Below are 22,805 nucleotides of genomic sequence, written 5' to 3'. Positions count from 1 at the left end.
TTTTAATCGTTGAGTACAAAAGAACAGGATACCATGGCCCGGACCGATGCCCGTTTTCGTGCGGCCTACAATCTGATGCTGGATCAATTGGCTGCGCAGTCCCCGGGCGATACGCTGCCCTCGGAACTGAACCTGGCCAAGGGATTGAAAGTCAGCCGAACCGTGGTACGCGCTGTGCTGAAACGGCTGGCCGAAGTGGGAATCATCGACCTCGACGGGCGCCACAAATCACTGTTGCGCACCGCGACCGAGGCCGACCGCCTGCCCGAGCGCGAGGAATATATCTCGTTGCGAGAGCTGGAGGGTCGGTTTCTGGACTGGGTGCTGCGGTTCGACGTGCCCGCCGGCACACCGCTGAACGTGGCGCAACTGGCCAAGCAGTTTTCGGTTCCTCCGCATCTGTTGCAGGAGTTCCTCGCCAGCCTGGATCATTTCGGCCTGGTCGAGAGGCGACCGCGCGGCGGCTGGCGGCTTCTGGGCTTCACCGGCGACTACGCGGTGGAATTGTCCGAATTCCGCACGCTGCTGGAGGTCAATGCCGCCCGCACCGTCAGCGCCCTGCCCGAAACCCATCCCGTCTGGACCGCGATCGACGCGCTGGAGGGCGAGCATATGCAACTGCTGGACCGCATTGACACCGATTTCCGCGACTTTTCGCAGTTGGACGAGAAGTTCCACGCCACCATCAACGCCGTTGTCAAAAACCGTTTCGTCAGCGATTTCCAGAAGGTCATCTCGCTGATTTTCCACTATCACTACCAATGGGACAAACAGCGTGAGCGCGACCGCAACAAGGCGGCCGTGGGAGAGCATCTGCGCATCATCGCCGCCATGCGCTCGCACGATGCCGATGCGGCGCAGGCGGCGGTTCAGGCCCATCTGGCGACCTCGAAGGAAACGCTGCTCGCTTCACTGCGGGTCAATCATCTGGGGTAAGGCTGTTGACCTGAGACCCACTTTCCCTCCAGTTTTCGGGAGAGTCTTGGGTTTTTAATCTGGCCTCATGCGGCCTGTTTTTCCATAGCCATTTTCATTGCGAACTCGCTGGGGGTGATATTGCCCAGCGACGAGTGGGGTCTGCTCCTGTTGTAATCCTCCTTCCATGCGTTGATGGCGGCTCGGGCCTGAGTGAGCGACGAGAACAGGGTCTCGTTGAGGCACTCGTCACGGAAGCTGCCGTTGAAGCTTTCGACGAAGCCGTTCTGCATCGGCTTGCCTGGGGCGATGTAGTGCCATTCGACCTTTGCTTCCTGGCACCATTTGAGGATGGCCATACTGGTCATCTCCGTGCCGTTGTCCGAGACAATCGTCCTCGGCTTTCCCCGTCTGGCGATGAGACTATCCAGTTCGCGGGCAAGCCGTGCCCCCGACAGGGATGTGTCGGCGACCAGGCACAGGCATTCACGGGTGAAGTCGTCGACCACCGCCAGCACCCGAAAGCGACGACCGTCGGTGAAGGCATCGCTGACGAAGTCCAGGCTCCAGCGCTCGCCCGGACGCGACGGCAGAGCCAAAGGACGTCTCGTCCCCAAGGCCCGCTTTCGGCCGCCGCGCTTGCGCACCGTCAGCTTCTCCTCGCGATAGAGACGTCGAAGCTTCTTCAGGTTCATGACCATCCCCTGCCGGTCGAGCATCACGTGGATACGGCGATAGCCGAAGCGACGACGCTCGGACGCCACCTTCTTCATCGCCTCGCGGATGGACGCATCGTCCGGCCGCACGCTCCGATATCGCATGCTCGAACGATCCACCGATAGAACCTCGCACGCCCGACGCTGGCTCACCCCGTGCTGCGCACAGACGTGAGCCACCGCATTCCGCTTCACATCGGGCGTCACCATTTTTTTGCAGCGACATCCTTCAGGATCGCATTGTCCAGCATGGCCTCGGCGAGCAGCTTCTTCAGCTTGGCGTTCTCGTCCTCGAGCGCCTTCAGCTTGCGGGCATCGGACACGTCCATGCCGCCGTACTTCGCCTTGTATTTGTAGAAGGTTGCATCCGAGATGCCGTGCCTGCGGCAGACATCGACTGTCTTCGCGCCCGCCTCCTGCTCCTTCAATATTCCGATGATCTGTTCTTCCGTGAACCGTGAACGCTTCATTCGTCCGTCTCCTTGATGTGACGGACTCTACCAAATTCTGGAGGAAGTTCAGGGTCTCAGGTCACTTTCCCTATCATCGAGAGCTTCAGGCGCTTCGGTGACTCAGATCCATCACCTTAGAAGACTGAGAACTGCATCTATAAGAGGCTAGCGCCTAGAAACGCAAAAACCGCCCTGCGAGACAGAGGCGGTAGTGACGTTTTTACGGTTAAGCCCTTGTTAAATCAATGTAATCAGTGATTTATGTTTGAACTGGTTGCGGGGGCCTGATTGCACGGAGACTTGTACGGAACCTCACTTAAGTAGTGGTTAGTCGGGCATTTTGCGAGATAAGCTTATTTATGGAACAGTGCCGCGCTGATTTCCCCCTGCCCTTATGGGTTTCTGGCGTATTTGTAGACGGTGTTGCGTGAGACGCCGAGCGTCCGTGCCGTTAGGCTGATGTTGTTTCCGTTGCTGCGCAGCATCTCGGTGACTTCCCGGCCGATCTTGGTGCGCAGGGAATGGGTCTGGCGGCCGACGCCTACTCCTGGGTGGCCGAGCAAATCGAGAACATCGGAAGGTGCAATCCTGTTTCCGTCTGCGGCCATCACCAGTTGCAGCAGGGCGGACCGCAGTTCGCGCATGTTTCCGCGCCAGCCGAATGCCGCCATCAGCGTCGCGGCGGCGGGATCGATCTGCGTGCCGGGCGAGATCTCCGCCAGCATGCTGTCGAGGACGGCGCCGAAATCGGTTCGGTCGCGCAGCGCCGGCAGTTCCAGACGAATGACGCCAAGGCGATAGAACAGATCCTCCCTGAAGCGCCTGGTGGCGATCGCCTCCTCGAGGTCGACATTGGTGGCGGCGACGATCTGCGTATCGACCTTGCGCACCTGATGGCCGCCGACCGGACGGACCTCGGAACTGTCGAGGAAGCGCAATAGCGCTACCTGGCTTGATAGCGGCATGTCGGCGATCTCGTCGAGGAAAAGCGTGCCGCGATCGGCGGCGACGGCGAGACCCTCGGCGCCCGTGCGCTGGGCTCCGGTGAAGGCGCCGCCGACATAGCCGAAGAGTTCGGCCTCCAGCAGATGCTCGGGCAGCGCGCCGCAATTGACAGCGATGAAGCTACCCTGGCGCCGGCTTGCCTTGTGGATATGCCGGGCCAGCATTTCCTTGCCGGTGCCACTTTCGCCGCGGATCAGGAAGGGCGGTTTGAAGCGGACGGCGCGGGCAATCTTGTCCAGTTGCTGGCGCACGACCGCATCGTTGGCGACGAAGTCGGGCTTTGCCGACGGCGGAAGGCTGCTGCCGGTCGCATCGGCGCCGGCTGGCTTTCCGGCCTGGGGCTGACGCTTCTCAAAGCTGTGGCGATTGCGCCAGTGGACGGCGTAACGGCTGCCGAAACCATCGCGCAGCGTCGGCTGCCGGCTGTTCGACATCTCCGCCAGAGCCAGATCGAACGGAGTGTCGAAGATAGCGTTGAATTCCGTGCCGGGGCGTAGCGGGATACCGCGCAGGATCTCCCGTGCGCGTTTGTTGACCGCCACCAGCCGTCCATTGGCATCGAACGAGACAAGCCCGCCGCTGACCGAATTCAGCAGTTCCCAGCGGGAATGAAACAGCACGACGATGTGCTTTTCCTGCTGGGCGAGAAACAGCGAGTTCTCGATATGGGTGGCGGCCATGCGCATCAGCGCCAGGGTGTGGCTGTGGCGCGCGCTGCAATCGGACGAGGCGTCGAGCACGCCGGCAAGTTCACCGTCGGAATGCAGGATCGGCGCGGCAAAGCAGCTGACATCGGAATAGGCGGCAAAGAAGTGTTCCTCGCCGTGAACGATCAGCGGCTGGCGACCGGCCGCGCAGGTTCCCAGAGCATTGGTGCCGCGCAGGCTTTCCTTCCACACGGCGCCCGGCACGATCCCTCGACCCGGTCTGCTGGACTGGAAGTCGCCATCGGCGATGGTATCGAGCACCGTTCCTTCGGCATTGCCGAAGGCGATCAGGAAATTGCTCCCGGCGATCTGCTGATAGAGCGAATGCATTTCGGCCACGGCGAAGCGATGGGTCAGTTCATCGCGCTCGCGCAACTGCTTGAGCTCCCGCGTGCCGATCTGGATCGGCGGCGGCGTCACCCGAGGATCGAGCCCGGATTCGATGCAGCGCTGCCAACTCTCGGCGATCTGCGGATTGACGAGATTGCCGTCGACCTGTCCACCCTGCATCAACGTGATCCTGAGCCTCTTCAGGCGCTCAGTCCGTGAAAGCATCTGTCTGTTCCCCCCGGACAGCGCCTCTCCTCAGGCTTTTCAAGGGTTTTGTCCCTTCTTGTCCGGGTCTTAGTGGACCAATTTTCGCTGCCGCTGGCAAGTGTTCATGATTTGAACACGTGAAGCCCTGCCGCTGTTGTGGGCCTGAACATCATGCGCTGCCGCGAGCGCACCGCACCAAAACATCATCTATTTGATTTCACTGATTTCTTTCAGGTGAACAGGCAGTTGGCACGGCAACTGCAATGAGAAAGGCGGAAAGACAATGCGCCGAGTGAGGAGGCTTTGGAATGAAGGCAGCAGTTCTGCACGAATATGACGAGAAGCTCGAGAAGAGCGAATTCGTAGTCTACGAGGATGTGCCCGATCCCCGTATCGAGGGGCCAAACGATGTGATCGTGCGGATCGGGGGGGCGGGCGTCTGCCGCACCGACCTGCACGTCATCGAAGGCCTGTGGCGCAACAATTCCGACGTCCAGCTGCCCTATATCATGGGGCACGAAAATGCCGGATGGGTCGAGGAGGTCGGTCCGGGCGTCACGCACTTCAAGCCGGGCGACGCGGTGATCTGCCATCCGCTGGTCACGTCGGGCCATTGCCTCGCCTGCCGGCGCGGCAACGACATGCATGCCGAGGAAAGCTCCTTTCCCGGAATCAATACCAATGGCGGCTATGCCGAATATCTGCGGACCGGCGCACGCTCGCTGATCAAGCTGCCAAAGACGCTCGCGCCGAAGGATGTGGCGCCCTACACCGATGCCGGCCTCACCGCCTACCGTGCCTGCAAGAAGGCCGCCCAGCACCTTCTGCCCGGACAATATGCCGTGGTGATCGGCGTCGGCGGCCTCGGTCATATCGGCGTCCAGGTGCTGAAATCGCTCTGTGCGGCGAAGGTCATCGCCGTCGACCGCTCGAAGGAAGCGCTGGAGCTTGCCGCCAAGTGCGGCGCCGACGAACTGGTGCTCGCCAATGGCGAACAGGTCGACAAGGTGCTCGCATTGACCGGCGGATGGGGCGCCGAGGCCGTCATCGATTTCGTCGGCGAAGGCACTGCGATCCTGGAGGGGCTCGCCATGACCCGCAACGACGGCGCCTACTACATCGTCGGCTATGGGGGAAAGCTCGAGATCCCGACCATCGACATGATCACGTCGGAAAAACGGATCGTCGGCAATCTCGTCGGCACCTATCCCGAACTGGTCGAACTCATGGCGCTTGCCGATCAGGGCAAGGTCCACCTGGCAACGGCGGAATACCGGCTGGCCGATGCCAACCGCGCCCTGCTCGACCTTCACCACGGCAAGATTCACGGCCGCGCAGTGCTTATTCCTTGAGGAGGAGCCGGCTTTCGCCGGCAAGGATTTTAAACCTGGGAGAGAGAAACATGACATTGAAGACATTGCTTCTGACCGCCAGCACGCTTGCGCTGGCGGCCGCCGCAGCACCCGCCATGGCAGCCGATTACAGTCGCTTCGGCATTCCGGCCGACCTGCCGGGAACCTGCTCCTACGAGGCGATCGACGCCAAGGACTATTCCGGCCGCACGCTCAACATCATCACCCATGCCGTTCCGGTGATCGGCGAGCCGACTGCGCTCCACGCCAAACAGTTCGAGGAACTGACCGGCGCCAAGGTGAGCGTCGTGCATGTACCGTTCGGGGACCTGTTCCAGCGCATCCTGATTCCGTTCCAGACCGGGCAGAATGCCTATGACGTGCTGTTCTACGGCTCTCTATGGATCGGCGACCTCAACCCCTTCCTGGCCCCCGTTCCGGATGCCTATCGCGAGTCGACCGGCATGAAGGATGTCACCCGCAACTACATCGACGTCGCCAAGTGGAGCGACCAGATGGTGCAATATCCGATCGACGGTGACCGGCACTATCTGAAGTACCGCGCCGACATGTTCGAAAACCCGGAGATGCAGGCGAAGTTCAAGGAAGCGACCGGCCGCGACCTGACCGTGCCCGCCACCTGGGAAGAATATAACGAAGTCGCCAAGGTCTTTTCCGGCTGGGACTGGGACGGCGACGGCAATCCCAATTTCGGCTCGGCTGAAGTCGCCAAGCGCGACGACCTGATGTTCTCGGCCTTCATCAGCCGCGCGGCACCCTATGCCAAGAACCCGAACGTCAAGGGCGGCTTCTTCTTCGACCTCGAAACCATGGAACCGCTGATCAATTCGCCCGGCTTCGTGCGCGGCCTTGAGCTGTTCGTCGCGGCCTCGAAGGACTGGGCGCCGGGCGGCGCCAATTTCGGCCTCGGCGACGAGATCTTCGCCTTCGGCGGCGGCCAGTCGCTGATGAGCTATTCCTGGGACGATGCCTTCGTCCAGGCGCAGCAGGCCGACAGCCCGATCCGCAACAAGGTGGCCGCGGCGCCTCTGCCGGGCGCCCGCGAGGTCTGGAACCGCAAGACCAAGCAGTGGGACAAGTTCGAGGAGCCGAACCGCGCGCCCTACATCACCTGGGGCTGGACCTCGGCGGTGTCGGCCAAGTCGAAGAACCAGGACATGGCCTTCGACTATCTGTGCTTCTTCTCCAACGAAGCCAACACACTGTCCGACCTGCAGGTCGGCCGTTTCGGCGTCAATCCCTACCGCACCAGCCATTTCGATCCAGCGCTATGGACCGACAAGCTCGGCTGGGATGCCGATCTTGCCAAGAGCTACGTCGAAACGCTGTCGGGCATGGACACCAGCCAGAACCGTGTCTTCGACCTTCGCGTTCCGGGCGTCAACCAGTTCATGACCTCCATGGCAACGGGAGTCGCCTCGGCGATCGCCGGTCAGGCGACACCGCAGGCAGCGCTGGACCAGGTGGCCAAGGAGTGGAAGGACATCGTCGACCGGATCGGCGTCGACAAGGTGCGCGAGGCCTATGGCCGCGTCGTCGCTCTGGAAGACAACCAGTAACTCCAGGACCGTCGAAAGGGGGCGCATCGCAAGCGGTGCGCCCCTTACCGTGGAGAAGGCTTTTGTCCCGTGTCCTTCGACCGGGGCGGATGTGGCCGTAAACTGAAGGAACGAACCGCGTGTATGGGCTGTCGCGCTACAAACTTTTCTTCCTGCTGCCGGGACTCCTCACCCTGCTGGCGATCATCCTGTTTCCGCTGATCTTCACCATCCGCGTGAGTTTTTCGGGATGGGATGCCGCAAGCCCCGGCCTGAACTTCATCGGCGGCGGCAACTACGGACGCATCTTCAGCGATGCCCGCTTCTGGGAATCTCTCGTCCGGCTCGGCTTCATCGCCACGGCCTGCGTGCTGCTCGAATATGTCATCGCCTTCGCGCTTGCTCTGCTCGTCTGGCATCAGGTGCGGCTGAGGCGGCTGACGCGCGTCCTGTTTCTCATTCCGATGATGACGACACCAGTGGTCATGGCCGTAATCTGGCGCACGATCTTCCACGAATCCCTCGGGCCGGCCAATGACCTGATGCAGATTCTCGGCATTGGAAATATCGCCTGGCTGACAAGCGCCGGCTGGGCGACGGTGGTCGTCATACTCGTCGACGTCTGGCAGTGGACGCCGTTCATGTTCCTGCTGCTGATGGCCGGCCTGCTGTCGCTGCCGAAGGAGCCGTTCCTGGCTGCCGCGATCGATGGCGCCGGACCGATCCGGACCTTCTTCAACGTGACCTTTCCGGCCATGGCACCGATCTCGGCGGGCGCGGTCATCATCCGTCTGATCGAAGCCTCGAAAATCATGGAAACGATCTACGTCGTCACGTCCGGCGGGCCTGGCACGGCCACGGAAACCTCAAGCTACTACATCTTCATCCGGGGTCTGCGCGACTTCCAGATCGGCTACGCGGCGGCGCTGTCGATCACCTATCTGGTGATCATGATCGTGCTCTTGACGATCATCGCCAAGCTTCTCGCCAGATACCTCGTCAAATCGGGAGCCTGATCCATGCCGCGCCTCTTCCGCATCATCAAGACGGCGGCGATCCTCGGATGGAGCGCCTTCGTCATCGCGCCCTTCCTGTGGGCGCTGACGACCTCGTTCAAGACCGCCAACGGGGTTACCGCCGGGCCGACCTATCTGCCCTATGTCGACTACGAGCCTTCGCTCGCCGCCTGGAAGGGTCTGTTCGGATCAGGTGCCGGCAGCATCGACATCGTCCAGCCGTTCGCCGCAAGCATGATCGTCACGCTGTCGGCCAGCGCGATCAGCCTGATCCTCGGTACGTTCGCCGCCTACGGATTGTCGCGCTTCGTCTACAAGGCGGGGCCGATCGGCAACAACGACCTCACCTTCTTCTTCGTCTCGCAGCGGATCATGCCGCCGGTGGTGCTGGCCATCCCGTTCTTCCTGATGCTCGGTTTCTTCGGCCTGCTCGACACGATCCTCGGTCTGGTCACCGTCTACATCGCCCTGCTCCTGCCAATCGCCGTCTGGGTGATGGTCGACTTCTTCAACAATATTCCGCGCGAGCTCGACGAGACGGCGATGATCGACGGCTGCACGCCGATCGAGACCTTCTGGCGGGTGATCCTGCCGAATTCGCTGCCCGGCCTCGTGGTCGCCGGTATCTTCTGCATCGTCTTCGGCTGGAACGACTTCTTCTTCGCCTTCACGTTGACCTTCACCGAGACGCAGTTGCTGCCCGTGGCGATCGTCTCGCTGAATTCCTCGGTGACACCATGGTGGAGCCTTTCCGCCTCGGCACTGGTCTCGGTGGCGCCCCTGATCGTGGTCGCCTTCCTGGTGGAGCGCTACCTTGAAAAAGGCAGCCTCGCCGGCGCACGCAAATAGGAGGCATGATGACCTACGCAATCCGCAATCTGACCGTGGCCGACGGCAACGCCATCCATCTCGACGGGCTGGACGTCGAACTGCCGGCATCTGGCGTCGTCACCGTGATCGGCCGCACGCTCTCCGGCAAGACGACCTTTCTCAAGGTACTGGCCGGGCTGCAGGCAGTACGCTCCGGCAGTCTCGTGCGCGACGGGGTCGATCTGCTGAATATCCCCGCGTGGAAGCGCCGGGTCGGCATGGTCTACCAGCAGTTCGTCAATTATCCGCACCTGAACGTGCGCGACAATATCGTCTTTCCGCTGAGGCGGGCTGGATGCACGCCGTCCGAAATCGAGGCGAAACTCACCTATGTCAGCGACCTGCTCGGCCTGCGCCCCTATCTCGACCGACGTCCGGCGGAGCTTTCCGGCGGCCAGCAGCAGCGCGTGGCGCTTGCCCGGGCGCTGGTAAAGGATACCGATTTCCTGCTGCTCGACGAGCCGCTGGTCAATCTGGACTACAAGCTGCGCGAACAACTGCGCGACGAGTTCCGACGCATCTTCCGCGACAGCAGGGACCGCCTGGTCGTCTATGCGACGACCGAACCGGCCGAGGCGATGATCCTGCAGGGGCATGTCATCATCCTGCACGAGGGCAAGGTGATCCAGACGGGCGACTATCGTGACGTCTTCCACTATCCCGCCAACACGATCGCGGCGCAGGTCTTCAACGATCCGCCGATGAATCTGCTCGAAGGCAAAATCGCGGGCGGCCGGATGATCCTCGGGCCATCGTTCGAAACGCCGCTGCCGGAGCATTTTTCCACGCTTGCGCCGGGTCGCTATACCTTCGGCCTCAGGGCGACCGACCTGGCACTCCACGGAGACTTTTCCGCGACCGTGGCGCTCGCCGAGGTCAACGGCTCGCTGACCGTGCTGCATCTCGATCTGGACGGGCGCAGTCTCGTGCTGGAGGAGGAGGGCGTGCATCTCTTTCAGCCAGGTGACAGGATCGGTTTCACCCCGGACAGCGCGCGTTTCTACGCCTTCGATGCGACCACGGGCACGCTGATTGCCGCCCCGCCCCGCAGAAGCGTCTCCGGCCAGAAGGATTGATTGCATGGCAAAGATCGAACTCAGGAGCCTCGCCCATGCCTACGACATCGTCGACGGCAAGCCGAACTACGCGCTCCATCCGCTGAATCTCACCTGGGAGGACGGCGGCACCTATGCCCTGCTCGGCCCGTCCGGCTGCGGCAAGAGCACGATGCTGAACATCGTCTCCGGCCTGCTGATGCCGAGCGAAGGCAGGGTGCTGATCAACGGGACCGACGTGACCTCGGTCGGCGCGGTGAAGCGTAACATCGCCCAGGTCTTTCAGTTTCCGGTGGTCTATCCGTCGAAGACGGTGTTCGAGAACCTTGCCTTTCCGCTGCGTTGTCGCAACACGCCGAAAGGCGAGATCGACCGGCGGGTCAACGAGGTGGCAAGCCTGCTCAATCTCGACGGAGTGCTGCAGAAGCCGGCGCGGAAGCTCACGCCTGACCTCAAGCAACTGATCTCACTCGGGCGCGGACTGGTGCGCGACGACGTGGCGGTCATCCTCATGGACGAACCCCTGACAGTGATCGATCCGCAGCTGAAATTCAGCCTGAGGCGCAAGCTGCGCGACATCAGCGCCCAGCATGGACACACGCTGGTCTATGTAACGCACGACCAGAACGAGGCGATGACGCTGGCCGAACAGGTCGTGGTCATGGACCATGGCCGCGTCGTACAGATGGGGAGCCCCCAGGCACTGTTCGAAGAACCGGTGCATCGCCACGTCGGCTATTTCATCGGCTCGCCAGCGATGAATTTTCTCGAGGGCAGGGTCGACGGGGGTACGGTGTCGGTCCTCGGACGCGAGGTCGGTGCGCTCCGCTCTGCCGAAGGCCGTTCGCTGAGCGAGGTCGTGGTCGGCATTCGTCCGGAATTCGTCACGCTTACCGACACCCCGCAAGCGGGCACATTGCCTGCGACCGTCATGGATATTCAGGACATGGGCTGCTTCGCCATCGTCAGTGCCGACCTCGGGAACAGCACGATCGTGAAGCTGCGCACTCCCCATCACGTTCCGCCCGTCGGTGCCGCAACCAATCTTGTATTCACGCCCGAGAAGGTTCGCTTCTATAAGGACAATTGGCTCGTGAGCTAGACCGCCGCCCCGCACGCTCTGGTCGGCCAATGGAGCGGATTTTTCCGGTCGGGCTGCATCAGGGCACCGAGAAGGTTGGCAACCTCGTCCGAAGGAAGGGGCCGGCGATCGCCGGCCTCATAGTCATACCAGCCACCGCCGGTCTTCTGGCCCTTGCGGCGGGCACTGACCAGAATATCGCCCAGGGTCTCGGGGATATCCTGGCCCGCGGCACGCGTGGTAACGCTTGAGGATGCGGTTGCCGATGAAGCCTTCGCAAATGCGGGCAAGCCCAAATCCCGTCGCCAGCATCGTGTCCACGAGCTGCTGCGCCGGCACAATCTCCAATAGCATGACGGTGCAGGCAAGCTCGATGCCGGCGAGCGCCCCACCCTCGTGGATCTTGTCGACCATGCGCGACAGCGCCGGAATGTCCCGATCGTCCCACAGGCGCCACCCGGTGTCACGCCTGAAATTTCGCCGCGATCACGCACAGCAGTTCGAACATCATTGTTGCGCCGGCGATCGCCGTCATGCCGGCGAGATCAAACGGAGGCGCTACCTCGACGACGTCGGCACCGACGATATCGACGCCTTCCAGCAGGCGGATCATCTGCTGCGCCTCGCGCGTGGTGAAGCCGCCAACTTCCGGCGTGCCTGTGCCGGGCGCCATGGACGGATCGATACTGTCGATGTCGAAGGTCACATAGGTCGGCGCCGAACCGACGATCGCCTTTGCTTCGGCGATCACCTCGGCCGCGCCGCGTCGGGTAAACTCTTCCATGTAGATGATGCGGATGCCCTGCTCGACCGCCCAGGCATGCTCGTCGGTCTCGTAGATCGAACCGCGAATGCCGATCTGGACCATGCGCTTGGGATCGAGCAGCCCTTCCTCGATGGCGCGCCGGAACGGCGTGCCATGCGTATAGCGATTGCCGCCGAAATAGCTGTCATTGGTGTCGGAATGGGCATCGAAATGAATGAGGCCGACCGGCCGGTGCCGGGCTACCGCGCGCAGCACCGGCAGCGTCGTCAGATGGTCGCCACCGGCGGAAAGCGGAATGGCGCCGACCGCGATGATACTGGCAATACCTTCCTCGATCCGCTTCAGCGCGTCCATCAGGTCGATCGGATTGACGGAGAGATCGCCGACGTCGGCGATATTGGCGAGGCTGAAGGGCGCGATCTTGGAAACGTGATGCACCTTGCGCATCAGGCTGGACTGGCTGCGGATCTCGCGCGGTCCGTGGCGGGCGCCGGCCCGGTTCGTGGTGCCGCCGTCCCAGGGAATGCCAACCAGGGCGATGTCGAGCCCCTCGGCGGACGGCACGGCCGGAAGCCGCATGAACGTCGCCTGACCGGCAAAGCGCGGAACCTCGGCGGCGTCCACCGGCTGATGCTTAGCGTTGATCATGATGGCCTCCAATGCTGAATTCGTCTCGAACGATCTGCGTCATGCGGCTGACCACATCGGTCAGCAGCCAATTGCCTTTTTCCGCCTGCGATCCCGTGGTCATGGACAGCACGCCGGAGGGCGGCACGTCGGCCAGCGGAACGGGATAGCGATCATAGGGCTTGAACTTCGCCGGCCCGTCATGCAGCGATCGATCGAGATCGACCAGTTCCGGGCGCAGCGCCAGCATCATGCACGTCTCGATCACGCTGGCATGTTCGAGTTCGATGCCGGGATAGCCGTCCGGGAAGATGCGATCGATCGTCGACGGCTGGACAAGATCCCAGTGGTCGAGCCTGAGGATCGTCAGCCCGTCTGAGCGGTCGCGGCCGATCGCATCCAGCGCCAGCTCGATGCCTTCGACCGCGGGCCAGATGTTCTCGTAATGGCCGTTGACCACCACGATCTGCCGGACCTTCTGCCGGTAGAGCTCGCACAGCACGTCGCGCACCACGAGCGAAAACGTATGGGCCGTCAGATTGATCGTGCCGCCGAAGGCCGAACCGCCGCCGGTCTTCGGCTGCGATCGGTTGCCATAGGGGATGGTGGGCAGAACGAGCCCGCCGACGGCTCTTGCGACCGTTTCACATATGGAGGTTGGCAGGACGACGTCGACATTGAGTGCCATGTGATGGCCGTGCTGCTCGGTCGCGCCGAGCGGCAGGAATATCGGAGCGCCGCCGGCCACCTTCGCGGCCGCCTCGGGCCAGGTCTGTTCCGCCCAGAATACGCTGTCGTTCATGGTGAAGTCCTCAAATCATCGCCGCGCCGCCATTGGCGCCCAGGCATTGTCCGGTGAAGAAGGTGGCCCCCGGCCCGGCGAGAAAGACCACGGCCGCCGCCACTTCCTCCGGCCTGCCGATCCGTCCCATGGGATTGGCCGTCTCGGCCGCCTTCTGGTCCGCCGTCAAGGTCTCGAAGGCCAGAAGCGGGGTATCGGTCGGACCTGGAGCCACGGCATTGACCAGGATCCTCGGCGCGAGTTCCCTGGCCCAGGACCTGGTCAGGCCGAGGATGGCCGCCTTGGTCGCGCAATAGATGGAGGCGTCCGCCCTGCCGAGATAGGCGAGTTCGGAGGCGATGTTGATGATCCGCCCGCCTGCCGGAAAATGCCGAAGCGCCTCGCGCGCCACCAGCACCGCGCCCCGCACGTTGACCGCGAACATGCGATCGATATGGGCGGCGCTGATGCCGCCCAGCGGGCATTCCTCGAGGATGCCGGCATTGTTGACGAGGATGTCGATCCCGCCCATGCGCCGCGCGGCCTCGCCCACGGCCGAGACGACCTGGCCCTCGTCCGCAAGATCGCAGGCGAGGATGGCAAGGCTTCCCTCCTGCGGCTTGAGATCCAGACCGATCACCGTCGCGCCCTCGGCCATCAGCGCTTCCGCCGCGGCCCGACCGATGCCGCTTGCCGCCCCGGTCACCAGGGCCCTCTTGCCCGTCAACGGTCTTACCATGGAACTTCTCCCCGATCGGCGCCGATCGACTGGCCGGTGATGTTCTTCGCCCTGTCGGAGGCGAGGAACAGATAGACCTCTCCCATGTCGTCCGGCTCCATCAGGCCGGGCAGAGCCTGCCCGCCGACGATGTCTTCGAGAAGACTGTCTTCGCTGACGCCCTGCGCGGAGGCCATGAGCCCCAGCGAACGCATCGAGGCCTCCGTCCTCACCCAGCCGGGGCAGACGGCGTTGACGCGGATATTGCGCGGCCCGAGTTCCTTGGCCCAGGTCTTGGTGAGCCCGATGATCGCGTGTTTCGAGGCCACATAGGCATCGAACTGCGCCTCCGCCACCCTTCCCCAGATCGACGCCGTGTTGACGATCGCCCCGCCGGAAGACATCGACCGGAGCGCCCGCCTGGTGACCAGCGCTGTGCCGGCGATGTTGATGTCGATGATGCGGCGGAAGGTGGCGAACCCCTGGGGGCTCGCATCGTCTAGCGGCGTCAGCCGCTCCAGGCCCGCATTGTTGATCAGCACGTCGATCGGTCCCACGTCCTCCAACGCGGCGTCGACGCGCGCCCCGTCCGATATGTCCGCCTGAGCGGCGGTGGCGCCGAGTTCGGCGGCCCGTTCGTGAACGGCCACATCATCGGCGATCAGGTGCAGCCGCGCGCCCTCGCGGTGGAAGGCCCGGGCGATGCCGAGCCCGATCCCGCGGCTTGCCCCGGTGATCACCACCGTGCGGCCCGAAAACATGCCCTTCATACGGGATCTCCCGTTTCGTTGCGGATGAGATGGAGGATCTTGTTGCGAAGGTCGAAGAAGCTCTGCGTCTCGCGGATCTCGAGCGGCCGCTCGACGCCCAGCGCCGCGTTGACGTCGATGTCGGCGACGATGCGCGCCGGCCGCCTGGAGAACAGCACCACGCGGTCGGCGAGGAATACCGCCTCCTCGACGTCGTGGGTGACGAAGATCACAGTCTTCTGCTCGGAGATCTGCAACGCTCGCAACTGCACCTGCAGGCGTTCGCGGGTCAGCGCATCGAGTGCGCCAAACGGTTCGTCCATCAGCAGGACTTCGGAACCGGCGGCAAGCGTGCGGGCGATGGCGACGCGCTGGCGCATGCCGCCGGAAATGCGCGACGGAGAGGCGTCGGCGAATTCCTCGAGCCCCACAAGCTTCAGATAGTGCGCCTTGCGCTCCGCCTTTTCCTGCGTGGAAATGTCGGAACGGTAGCGCATGCCGAAGGCGATGTTTTCCGCGACCGTCAGCCAGGGAAAGGAGGAATAGGCCTGGAAGACCATGCCGCGGCGGCGGTCGGGAGCGCGCACAATGTCGCCTCCGAGCCGGATCTGGCCGGTAGAGGGCGTATCGAGACCGCCCACCATGCGCATCAGCGTGGTCTTGCCGCAGCCGGAGGGGCCGAGGAAGACGACGAAGCTGCCGCGGCCGATCGATAGATCGGTCTTCGTGACGACGTCCATCGGGCCGAAGCTCTTCGTCACGCCCTCGAATGCCAAGTAGTTCTCTGCCATGGAGGGCTCACACATATTGGAAGATCCTGCGATGCAGGACGCGCAGCAACTGGTCGGTCACCAGGCCAACCAGCCCGATGACGAGAACGCCGGCCATGACCTCTGGCGTCTTGACGTAACGGCGCGCCGACCAGATGACGAAGCCGATGCCGGAATCGGCCGCGACGATTTCGGCGATGATCAGATAGGTCCAGCACCAGCCGAGCGTGATCCGGAGATTGTCGAGCAGCGACGGACCCATGGCCCTGAAGATCACGTCCGTCATCACCTGCCGCGACCGCGCACCCACCGTGCGGGCCACCTCGACATATTCGTTGGGAACCCGGCGGGCATCGTCCGCCACGAACAGCACCAGCTGGAAGAAGGTGCCGAGCCACAGCAGGAAGATCTTGGTGGTCTCGCCCACGCCGAACCAGATGATCGACAAGGGAACGAGAGCCGGCACCGGCAGGTAGCGGATGAAATCGATCATCGGTTCGAGCGACGCCCCGACGACGCGATAGCTGCTCATCATCATGCCGATCGGGATCGCCATGAGCGCCGCCAGCAGGAAGGCCGACCAGACGCGCCCCGCCGAGACCGCGGTATGCCACAGGAGATTCTGCTGCGTCAGCATGCGCCAGAGCGCCGCCAGAACGTCGCCGGGTGACGGTAGGAACTGCGGCTTGACGAGGCCGAGCCGTGCCGCCAGTTCCCAGAACCCCAGCAGGATCGCCGCCGCCGCCAAACCGACAATCAGTTCGGCGACGGGCGACTTCCCGCCTCGAAAGGTGAACAGTTTTCCAAACATCCGCGTATGCCGGTCCGAACTCACTTGCCGACGGTCGCGATGACGGAATTGTCGATCTGCTCGGCGGCCACCAGCTGGTTGTCGGCTGCGCCATTCTCCAGATTGAGCGCCATGACCGTGTCGAATATCCCGAACAGGCTGCCCGGCTTGCCCGGCTCACCCATATAGGCCTTGGCTTCCGCGAGCGTGGTATAGGCAAGGCTGCCATTGACCACGTCCAGCACCTCTTCGGGCGTCAGACCGAAGCTCGGCGCGGCGATCTCGGCGAACTTCTGCGGCTCGGCCTTGATGAAGTCGACGGCCGAATAGATGCACTTCAGGAAACGCCCATACTTGTCCGGCGAGGCCTTGAGGTCGTCGTTGCGCGCAATGATGGCGTCGATGATGAGGCCGCGGTGATCCTTGGAAGAGATCAGCACCTTTGCGCCCTCCCGCGAGGAGGCCTTGATGGCCTGCGACATGAAGGGTTCGTAGGTGGCGATCGCGGCGATGCTTTCGTCGACGAAGACGGCCCCCGTATCGGCGCTGGAAATCTCCTTGATGTCCAGGTCCTTGAGGGTGAGGCCCGCCTGCTTCAGTTCCATCTGCAGCAGGAGACGCGCCGGGATATTGGGCTCGGCGGCGATGGTCTTGCCCTTGAGGTCGGCCACCGTCTTGATGTTGCCGTCGGCGATCACGCCGTCACCGCCGACGGATTCGTCGATCGTGCCGATGATGATGCCGGGGGTCGTCTTGTCGCGCGGACGACCCTGATACTCACCGACGCTGCGCATCTGGATCTCGACGTCGCCGCGCGCCATGGCGGCCATCACATTGCTGAGGTCGTCCTCGAAATTGATGGTGACGTCGAGCTTTTCCTGCTCGAAGCATCCGTTGGCCAGCGCCACGTGGACCGGCGCGAAGCCCAGCCAGGTCGGCGCGAGAATGCGGATCTGGTCCGCAGCGAAAGCGTTCGTCGAAGACACGATCAGGGCGATCGCGGTCGTCAGTCCAAGTGTCTTGTTCATGATGCTCCCCTTTTTTGAATTTGAGGCAGCGTCATGCATTTTTACATTGGAGTAAATCACAATATTTGGGATGTTACATCGAAGAACGTCAATGTGAGTTTCGCCGATGCGCCGCCTCGACAATATCGATATCCGCCTGCTTCGCGTCTTCGTCGCGCTCGCGGACGCCAATGGCTTCTCGGACGCGCAGCTGGCGCTGAACCTGTCGCAATCGACGCTCAGTACGCATCTGGCGGAGCTGGAAAAGCGGATCGGCGGCCAGCTGTGCCATCGCGGCAGGCAGCAGTTTCGCCTGACCGAACTCGGCCGCGCCACCTATGATGCGGCCGTCAAGCTGTTCCGCGACATCGACGACTTCACCCAGCGCGTCAGTGCGGCGAGCGGCAATCTGTCGGGCCGCCTGCGCCTGGGGGCCTCGGACGGCGTGATGACCAGCGAGCAACTCGGGGTGCAACGGGCGATTGCCGAGTTCATGCGGCCGGACGCGGACATCTTCATCGACCTCGAACTGGGTACGCCCTCGGATCTCGAACAGAAGGTGGCGGACGGCGACCGCGATATCGCCATCGGTCCGTTTTCACAGCGTTCTCCGGGCCTGACCTACCGGGACTTTGCCAGCGAGCCGCACAATCTCTACTGCGGACGCGAGCACCCGCTGTTCGACAGGCCGGACCATGAGATCGACCAGCGGGTCATCTCCGGAGCCCGCTTCTCGGTCCGCCGTTACCGCCATTTCGACGATCTCTACCTGGTCGGCCATCCGCGCGCGAGCGCCTCCGTCGTGGCGATGGAAGCGCAGGTCATGCTCATCCTGTCTGGCCAGTTCATCGGTTTCCTGCCGTGCCATTTCGCCGAACCCTGGATGGCGCGCGGCGAACTGCGCGCCATCCGGCCCAGCGCCTTCGGCTTTTCGTCGATGCACAAGGTCGCCTATCGGCGAGACAACAAGAACAGTCCGTTGATCGCAGAGTTTCTGGCGATCCTGGAGCGCTTGAAGAGCGGGGGTTGAGTGTGCCGGAAGGCTCTTCACTGCTCTCCCACTTCGGTTGTTGTCGCTTTTGCGAAGTGGCAATAGGCGCGCGGGGCCAAGGTCCCAGACGCCCGTAGGATCATAGAAATCCGAGAACCACCCTCGGCGCTGGGAACAATCCTCGTGTTTGCACCCGATCTTCGCGTCTCCACGACGATACCAGGGGTGGGAAGAGAGCGGCTCTGGTGGCGACGATTGACCATGCCGATCATCCGATCGGGCTGATGGAAAGTGCAAGTGCAATCATGGCTGGCGCTCCCCTGTTCCGCCGTGTTGGCCGCAAAAGCATGACCTTTTACACGGCATATTGACACAATATGTTCGGTGTAGCGGTCACTTGATCGATGCCAGGCAAACTGGTGAGACAATGGAAGTCATATATGCAGGTCATGCTGACATGCCTTGTGAAATGGTCATTTTGAGGGTCTGATGCGCAAGACGCGGCGAGGGGCTTACGCTGTTGCGTAAAACAGTCCGCCTCGGGCGCAAGCAGCGCAAGATGACCGAGCGCCAGCTGGCCGAGCGTCTTGGCATTGCCCGCAGCACGCTGCAGCGAATGGAGAAGACAATCCCAATGTCGAGATCGACCTGATGTTAGAGGGCGCCTTCATCTCCGACGATCCGGTCGACCAGTGCCGGCAGTCGCTGCGCAACATCGAGGCCATTGCCAGGACCGCCGGCGCCGATCTTTCCAAGGTGGTCAAGACGACTGTCCTCCTGAAGGATCTCGGCAGCTTTGCCGCCGTCAATGCCTCCTATGCCGAGTTTTTTTTCCGAATGTTGCCCCGGCACGCACCCCTTTCGAGGCCGCCGCCCTGCCCAAGGGAGCACTCGTTGAGATCGACGCGATCGTATGCCTGTGACCTGACGGGTGAAGACAATCGCCGGATCGTCCCCACCGCTGCCACAATCCTGCGAACGAAACGGCCGGTGGCCGCGGCAACGCCAGTCGGGCCTATGACGAGAGCGGAAGCGGTCGCGAAAACGCATCCTGTCAAACAAAGGCGACTGTCGGATTTGCCGAAATGCTCCGAGGAACTCCGGCCTTTTGCGGGGTGCGGACGCTGCGGCGGCTCTTCTTATGCGGGAGCGGATCGGCGGCGCGCTGCTTCAGGAGCCTAGCCTGGTCGATGTCTGCCGCCGCCGCTTAGTCGCCGCCGTCCAGGCCTGACGGCCATGTCGCCGTGGTTGTTGTGCAGCGTATTGCTCTTGAACGGATCTGAACCATCGACCCGCTGGGCAATTCTCCAGCATGGAACTGCGAACGGTTACGAACGCCTCGCGGGAAGGTACCAATGCCTAATCCGCGCAAGTGCCGAGGATCGGAGTCATAAGTTGGACTTGCGCATCAATCCGCCCGAGCACCTTTAGGGGAACGACGTCGCGCTCTGGCAGAGACCACCAGAACTGGTTGACGCGTTCCACTGTCTCGGTGAAGGCTTTGAGCACGGCAGCTTCCGGCAGACGTGCTCGATTGGCAAAGGTCTTCCATTGCTGCGCGTTCATCGCCTTGAACGAGCGCTCGCCTGCAAGCGACAGCGCCATGGCATCAGTCGGGATATAGGGAAATGGTCGAAAGCACGTCGTAGACGGGTGCGAGTGCCGGCCTATCGCCCGCGCCGCGATAAATCAGCGACCAGTTTGTGAGGTGCATGTCACCATTGCCCATGATGGGAGGGGGTGTATCCATAGCTTCCAAGGGAAGAATTAACTTGGCTGGGGCAAGTTCTGCCCCAGCCAAGCCCATCCTTTCGCCAAGGGGAGGAGACCCTGCGAGGACGGTCAGTCGATACCGCCGCCGGCCGGTTCCTTGTCGTCGCCGGAGGCCTGCGGCGTCACATCCAGAACCGCTGCATGCATCTTGATCGCGGCCTTGCCGGGCACGCAATTGGACATGCAAGGTTCCGACTTGTCGAGATAATGCGGCTCCTGCAGACGATCGTCGTCGATGAAGTTGGCCTCGTTCGGCAACCTGATCGATGCAAAATTGTCCTTCGAAAGTTCGAAGTCTTCGTCAGTGACCTCGTCATTGAGGTAGAGCAGATAGGCCGTGAGCGCGTAGACATCGTCGTCGGACAGCGAACGGGCATCCCCGAACGGCATGGCACGGCGTACATAGTCGTAGACGGTCGACAGATAGGGCCAGAAGGAGCCGATGGTCTTTTCCGGCCTGTCGGCCTGCAGCGTGCCATGGCCGCCGGCCAGAACCGGTCGCCGACCGACCGCCTCGCCGAAGTCGCCATGGCAGGCGGCGCATTTCTCGTCATAGATGGCCATGCCTTCGGCAACCGTGCCGCGTCCTTCCGGCAAGCCAAGTCCATCAGGGCGGACATCGATGTCCCAGGCGGCGATCTCCTCGGGCGTCGCCTCGCGGCCGAGCCCAAGATGCGCGCCGACACCTGCAGTTGGCAGGCTTGCGGCGGTTGGCGTTTGTTCAGGCGCAGCCTCGGCTTCGGCGACCTCAGCCGGTTTGGCGGCTTCCGGCGCGGCGCTCTCCTCGGTCTTCGGGGCCTCTTCGGCCTTCGGCGCTTCGACGGCGGGGGGTGCGGCCTGCGAGAAGGTGGAAAGATAGGCGATTACATCGGTGATATCGTCCTCCTTCTTCAGCCCGGCGAAGGTCATCTTGGTGCCTTTGACAATATCCTTGGGCTTGGCAAGGTAGGCATGCAGCGTCGGGTCGTCCCAGACGAGCCCGCCCAGCCCGGCATTCTTCATGGCGGGGGAATAGTTGTACCCCTCGGCCGTTCCGGCTTGGCGTCCAACGACATCGTTCAGCGCCGGCCCGACCTTGTGTTTGGCATTTTCGCCAACCATGTGGCACGCGACGCACTTGCCGAAGACCTTCTTGCCAGCGGCGACATCGCCACCAAAGACAATGGCGGTCGAGGCGAGCAGCAGTCCGGCGGTCAGAAGCAGCGGTTTACGAAATTTCGACATTCTCGATGCCTCCGTCCTTGTTGACGTACCAGGTCTGGATGCCATTGTTGTGGTAGATGGAATTGGTGCCGCGCACGCTGCGCAACTGGTCCTTGGTGGGCTGGATCAGGCCCTGCTCGTCGATCGCACGTGATTGCAGGAAGAGCTCCGAGCCGTCCCAGTCGAACTCATAATAGAAGCGATGCAGCGCCTTGGGCAGGCTCGGCCCGTCGATGCGTGCCGTGCGCCAGTTGCGGCCGCCGTCGAGCGAGACATCGACACGCTTGATCGTTCCGTGGCCGGACCAGGCAAGCCCGCTGACGACAAGCGGTCCCTTGCCATGCTTGATCGGCGCCTGAGGGCTGGGATTGGTGATGACGGACTTCACGTCCATCGCCCAGGTGAACCGGCGCGACTTGCCGTCCGGCAGAAGGTCGGTGTATTTCGACGTTTCCTCGCGCTGCTGCCAGGGCTGATCGCCGATCTCGAGCCGCCGCAGCCACTTGACCCACATATTGCCTTCCCAGCCGGGAACGACGAGACGCAGCGGATAGCCCTGCTCGGCGCGCAATGCTTCCCCGTTCATACCAAATGCGACCAGGCAGTCGTCGAGCGCCTTTTCCATCGGGATCGAGCGGGTCATTGCCGAGGCGTCGGCGCCCTCGGCGAGCAGCCATTTGCCTTCCGGTTTCACGCCGGCCTCGGTCAGCAGCGCCTTCAGCGGCACGCCGGTATACATCACGCAATGCAGCATGCCATGGGTGAACTGGCAGCCGTTGAGCTGGGCGCCGCGCCATTCCATGCCGGAATTGGCAGCGCATTCGAGGAAATAGACCCTGTTCTCGCGTGGGAACCGTTTCAGGTCCTCCATGGTGAACACGAGCGGCTTATCGACCATGCCGTTGATCATCAGCCGGTGGGCGCTCGGCTCGATCACCGCGACCCCACCATGGTGGCGCTCGAAGCACAGCCCGCTCGGCGTGATGATCCCGTCAAGCTCGTGCAGCGGTGTGAAATTGATCGACGAAATGGCGTCGGACGTCAGCCATGGCACGTTCTTGCGCACCACATGCGCCTCGAATTGCGAGGGAGTGCCATAGGGCTTCGCATCGACGCCGTCGCCAAGCAGGCGGTTCCAGTCCTGGACCTCGGTGATGAGCGGATCGCCGGCGGCCAGAGCCCTTCCGGCCGTTGCGGCCCCGGCAAGCGCGACGCCCCCCATCAGGCCACCCTTGAGGAAGCTGCGGCGTCCGGCCGACTTCGGGTTTTCAGGATTTTCCATCGGCTCCTCCTTTGGCTCCATTGCATGCAAATATTCGATTATTTCTATGTATCATGCCGCAGATCCGCGCCGCTGGCGCAGCC

General features: G+C 62.7%; 23 protein-coding genes and 1 pseudogene. 11 read left to right on the top strand and 13 right to left on the bottom strand.

Going from position 1 to position 22,805, the window contains the following annotated elements; translation table 11 throughout:
- The first annotated feature begins 33 nt into the window (after positions 1 to 33).
- Positions 34 to 936 carry a GntR family transcriptional regulator gene (locus AC07Y0_RS00270; protein WP_498673388.1) on the top strand — a complete coding sequence of 301 codons (903 nt, stop codon included), beginning with the start codon at positions 34 to 36 and terminating at the stop codon, positions 934 to 936.
- 65 nt (positions 937 to 1,001) lie between these two features.
- Here AC07Y0_RS00270 and AC07Y0_RS00265 read toward each other — a convergent pair.
- Positions 1,002 to 2,101, bottom strand: a protein-coding gene (locus tag AC07Y0_RS00265) for an IS3 family transposase (protein ID WP_498673386.1) whose coding sequence is annotated in 2 segments (ribosomal slippage) — positions 1,002 to 1,849 and positions 1,849 to 2,101 — 1,101 coding nt in all. Because the reading frame shifts where the segments join, the coding sequence is not laid out codon by codon here.
- A 374-nt stretch (positions 2,102 to 2,475) separates the two neighbouring features.
- Entirely contained in the window at positions 2,476 to 4,350 is a 1,875-nt protein-coding gene (locus AC07Y0_RS00260) for a sigma-54-dependent Fis family transcriptional regulator (protein ID WP_498673385.1), read from the bottom strand.
- Positions 4,351 to 4,640: 290 nt separating this feature from the next.
- Here AC07Y0_RS00260 and AC07Y0_RS00255 point away from each other — a divergent pair, with 290 nt between their 5' ends.
- The 6 genes from AC07Y0_RS00255 (at position 4,641) to AC07Y0_RS00230 (ending at position 11,286) form a co-directional block, all read left to right on the top strand.
- A complete protein-coding gene (locus AC07Y0_RS00255; RefSeq protein WP_498673383.1) occupies positions 4,641 to 5,684 on the top strand; it encodes an NAD(P)-dependent alcohol dehydrogenase in 1,044 nt (347 codons plus the stop codon).
- A gap of 50 nt (positions 5,685 to 5,734) precedes the next feature.
- Positions 5,735 to 7,264, top strand: coding sequence for an extracellular solute-binding protein (locus AC07Y0_RS00250; protein ID WP_498673382.1), 1,530 nt, complete (start codon positions 5,735 to 5,737; stop codon positions 7,262 to 7,264).
- A gap of 119 nt (positions 7,265 to 7,383) precedes the next feature.
- Positions 7,384 to 8,259, top strand: coding sequence for a carbohydrate ABC transporter permease (locus AC07Y0_RS00245; protein ID WP_454285794.1), 876 nt, complete (start codon positions 7,384 to 7,386; stop codon positions 8,257 to 8,259).
- Positions 8,260 to 8,262: 3 nt separating this feature from the next.
- A complete protein-coding gene (locus AC07Y0_RS00240; protein WP_498673377.1) occupies positions 8,263 to 9,108 on the top strand; it encodes a carbohydrate ABC transporter permease in 846 nt (281 codons plus the stop codon).
- 8 nt (positions 9,109 to 9,116) lie between these two features.
- The gene (locus AC07Y0_RS00235) at positions 9,117 to 10,205 is read left to right on the top strand and encodes an ABC transporter ATP-binding protein (RefSeq protein ID WP_498673374.1); all 1,089 of its coding nucleotides are present in this window, start codon (positions 9,117 to 9,119) and stop codon (positions 10,203 to 10,205) included.
- Positions 10,206 to 10,209: 4 nt separating this feature from the next.
- Complete coding sequence (locus tag AC07Y0_RS00230; RefSeq protein ID WP_498673373.1) at positions 10,210 to 11,286, top strand: ABC transporter ATP-binding protein; 1,077 nt, start codon at positions 10,210 to 10,212, stop codon at positions 11,284 to 11,286.
- A gap of 123 nt (positions 11,287 to 11,409) precedes the next feature.
- On the opposite strand, the gene AC07Y0_RS00225 is transcribed toward AC07Y0_RS00230, so the two are convergent.
- Genes AC07Y0_RS00225 through AC07Y0_RS00190 form a run of 8 tightly spaced genes read right to left on the bottom strand, consistent with a single transcriptional unit; the run spans position 11,410 to position 17,494 of the window.
- On the bottom strand, positions 11,410 to 11,679 hold the full coding sequence (locus tag AC07Y0_RS00225; RefSeq protein WP_498673371.1) for a hypothetical protein: 270 nt from the start codon (positions 11,677 to 11,679) through the stop codon (positions 11,410 to 11,412).
- Between the two features lie 49 nt (positions 11,680 to 11,728).
- A complete protein-coding gene (gene speB, locus AC07Y0_RS00220) occupies positions 11,729 to 12,679 on the bottom strand; it encodes an agmatinase (protein WP_498673369.1) in 951 nt (316 codons plus the stop codon).
- Entirely contained in the window at positions 12,666 to 13,460 is a 795-nt protein-coding gene (locus tag AC07Y0_RS00215; RefSeq protein ID WP_498673366.1) for a creatininase, read from the bottom strand. Before AC07Y0_RS00215 ends, speB begins: the two co-directional genes overlap by 14 nt.
- A 10-nt stretch (positions 13,461 to 13,470) precedes the next feature.
- On the bottom strand, positions 13,471 to 14,178 hold the full coding sequence (locus tag AC07Y0_RS00210) for an SDR family NAD(P)-dependent oxidoreductase (RefSeq protein ID WP_498673364.1): 708 nt from the start codon (positions 14,176 to 14,178) through the stop codon (positions 13,471 to 13,473).
- Positions 14,172 to 14,927, bottom strand: a complete 756-nt coding sequence (locus AC07Y0_RS00205; RefSeq protein WP_498673361.1) for an SDR family NAD(P)-dependent oxidoreductase — start codon at positions 14,925 to 14,927, stop codon at positions 14,172 to 14,174. Before AC07Y0_RS00205 ends, AC07Y0_RS00210 begins: the two co-directional genes overlap by 7 nt.
- A complete protein-coding gene (locus AC07Y0_RS00200) occupies positions 14,924 to 15,697 on the bottom strand; it encodes an ABC transporter ATP-binding protein (protein WP_498673359.1) in 774 nt (257 codons plus the stop codon). Before AC07Y0_RS00200 ends, AC07Y0_RS00205 begins: the two co-directional genes overlap by 4 nt.
- 7 nt (positions 15,698 to 15,704) lie before the next feature.
- A complete protein-coding gene (locus AC07Y0_RS00195) occupies positions 15,705 to 16,487 on the bottom strand; it encodes an ABC transporter permease (protein ID WP_498673358.1) in 783 nt (260 codons plus the stop codon).
- Between the two features lie 20 nt (positions 16,488 to 16,507).
- The gene (locus AC07Y0_RS00190; protein WP_498673357.1) at positions 16,508 to 17,494 is read right to left on the bottom strand and encodes an ABC transporter substrate-binding protein; all 987 of its coding nucleotides are present in this window, start codon (positions 17,492 to 17,494) and stop codon (positions 16,508 to 16,510) included.
- Positions 17,495 to 17,600: 106 nt separating this feature from the next.
- On the opposite strand from AC07Y0_RS00190, the gene AC07Y0_RS00185 reads away from it, so the two are divergent.
- From AC07Y0_RS00185 to AC07Y0_RS00170, 4 genes are all read left to right on the top strand, one after another.
- On the top strand, positions 17,601 to 18,503 hold the full coding sequence (locus AC07Y0_RS00185) for a LysR family transcriptional regulator (protein WP_498673355.1): 903 nt from the start codon (positions 17,601 to 17,603) through the stop codon (positions 18,501 to 18,503).
- Positions 18,504 to 18,709: 206 nt separating this feature from the next.
- Complete coding sequence (locus tag AC07Y0_RS00180; protein ID WP_498673353.1) at positions 18,710 to 18,835, top strand: hypothetical protein; 126 nt, start codon at positions 18,710 to 18,712, stop codon at positions 18,833 to 18,835.
- A 149-nt stretch (positions 18,836 to 18,984) separates the two neighbouring features.
- Positions 18,985 to 19,116, top strand: coding sequence for a helix-turn-helix domain-containing protein (locus AC07Y0_RS00175; RefSeq protein WP_498673352.1), 132 nt, complete (start codon positions 18,985 to 18,987; stop codon positions 19,114 to 19,116).
- Positions 19,116 to 19,646 carry a Rid family hydrolase gene (locus tag AC07Y0_RS00170; protein ID WP_498673351.1) on the top strand — a complete coding sequence of 177 codons (531 nt, stop codon included), beginning with the start codon at positions 19,116 to 19,118 and terminating at the stop codon, positions 19,644 to 19,646. Before AC07Y0_RS00175 ends, AC07Y0_RS00170 begins: the two co-directional genes overlap by 1 nt.
- A gap of 177 nt (positions 19,647 to 19,823) precedes the next feature.
- Here AC07Y0_RS00170 and AC07Y0_RS00165 read toward each other — a convergent pair.
- The 3 genes and pseudogenes from AC07Y0_RS00165 to soxC all read right to left on the bottom strand — a co-directional run.
- Positions 19,824 to 20,196, bottom strand: a pseudogene (locus tag AC07Y0_RS00165) (HipA domain-containing protein); the annotation flags it as partial.
- A gap of 110 nt (positions 20,197 to 20,306) precedes the next feature.
- Positions 20,307 to 21,461: a c-type cytochrome gene (locus AC07Y0_RS00160; protein WP_498673349.1), complete on the bottom strand. Its 1,155-nt coding sequence runs from the start codon at positions 21,459 to 21,461 to the stop codon at positions 20,307 to 20,309.
- Positions 21,445 to 22,722, bottom strand: a complete 1,278-nt coding sequence (gene soxC, locus AC07Y0_RS00155) for a sulfite dehydrogenase (protein ID WP_498673347.1) — start codon at positions 22,720 to 22,722, stop codon at positions 21,445 to 21,447. The genes AC07Y0_RS00160 and soxC overlap by 17 nt, the downstream gene beginning before the upstream one ends.
- Positions 22,723 to 22,805 lie beyond the last annotated feature (83 nt).

This window comes from Allorhizobium sp. GW101-3B10 (genome assembly GCF_059424725.1).
This window is presented reverse-complemented; position numbering and strand designations above follow the sequence as displayed.

Coding starts and splice junctions, on each gene's coding strand:
- AC07Y0_RS00270 (WP_498673388.1), top strand. CDS start 34: ATGGCCCGGACCGATGCCCGTTTTCGTGCGGCCTACAATCTGATGCTG.
- AC07Y0_RS00260 (WP_498673385.1), bottom strand. CDS start 4,350: ATGCTTTCACGGACTGAGCGCCTGAAGAGGCTCAGGATCACGTTGATG.
- AC07Y0_RS00255 (WP_498673383.1), top strand. CDS start 4,641: ATGAAGGCAGCAGTTCTGCACGAATATGACGAGAAGCTCGAGAAGAGC.
- AC07Y0_RS00250 (WP_498673382.1), top strand. CDS start 5,735: ATGACATTGAAGACATTGCTTCTGACCGCCAGCACGCTTGCGCTGGCG.
- AC07Y0_RS00240 (WP_498673377.1), top strand. CDS start 8,263: ATGCCGCGCCTCTTCCGCATCATCAAGACGGCGGCGATCCTCGGATGG.
- AC07Y0_RS00235 (WP_498673374.1), top strand. CDS start 9,117: ATGACCTACGCAATCCGCAATCTGACCGTGGCCGACGGCAACGCCATC.
- AC07Y0_RS00230 (WP_498673373.1), top strand. CDS start 10,210: ATGGCAAAGATCGAACTCAGGAGCCTCGCCCATGCCTACGACATCGTC.
- AC07Y0_RS00225 (WP_498673371.1), bottom strand. CDS start 11,679: ATGGTCGACAAGATCCACGAGGGTGGGGCGCTCGCCGGCATCGAGCTT.
- speB (WP_498673369.1), bottom strand. CDS start 12,679: ATGATCAACGCTAAGCATCAGCCGGTGGACGCCGCCGAGGTTCCGCGC.
- AC07Y0_RS00215 (WP_498673366.1), bottom strand. CDS start 13,460: ATGAACGACAGCGTATTCTGGGCGGAACAGACCTGGCCCGAGGCGGCC.
- AC07Y0_RS00210 (WP_498673364.1), bottom strand. CDS start 14,178: ATGGTAAGACCGTTGACGGGCAAGAGGGCCCTGGTGACCGGGGCGGCA.
- AC07Y0_RS00205 (WP_498673361.1), bottom strand. CDS start 14,927: ATGAAGGGCATGTTTTCGGGCCGCACGGTGGTGATCACCGGGGCAAGC.
- AC07Y0_RS00200 (WP_498673359.1), bottom strand. CDS start 15,697: ATGGCAGAGAACTACTTGGCATTCGAGGGCGTGACGAAGAGCTTCGGC.
- AC07Y0_RS00195 (WP_498673358.1), bottom strand. CDS start 16,487: ATGTTTGGAAAACTGTTCACCTTTCGAGGCGGGAAGTCGCCCGTCGCC.
- AC07Y0_RS00190 (WP_498673357.1), bottom strand. CDS start 17,494: ATGAACAAGACACTTGGACTGACGACCGCGATCGCCCTGATCGTGTCT.
- AC07Y0_RS00185 (WP_498673355.1), top strand. CDS start 17,601: ATGCGCCGCCTCGACAATATCGATATCCGCCTGCTTCGCGTCTTCGTC.
- AC07Y0_RS00170 (WP_498673351.1), top strand. CDS start 19,116: ATGTTAGAGGGCGCCTTCATCTCCGACGATCCGGTCGACCAGTGCCGG.
- AC07Y0_RS00160 (WP_498673349.1), bottom strand. CDS start 21,461: ATGTCGAAATTTCGTAAACCGCTGCTTCTGACCGCCGGACTGCTGCTC.
- soxC (WP_498673347.1), bottom strand. CDS start 22,722: ATGGAAAATCCTGAAAACCCGAAGTCGGCCGGACGCCGCAGCTTCCTC.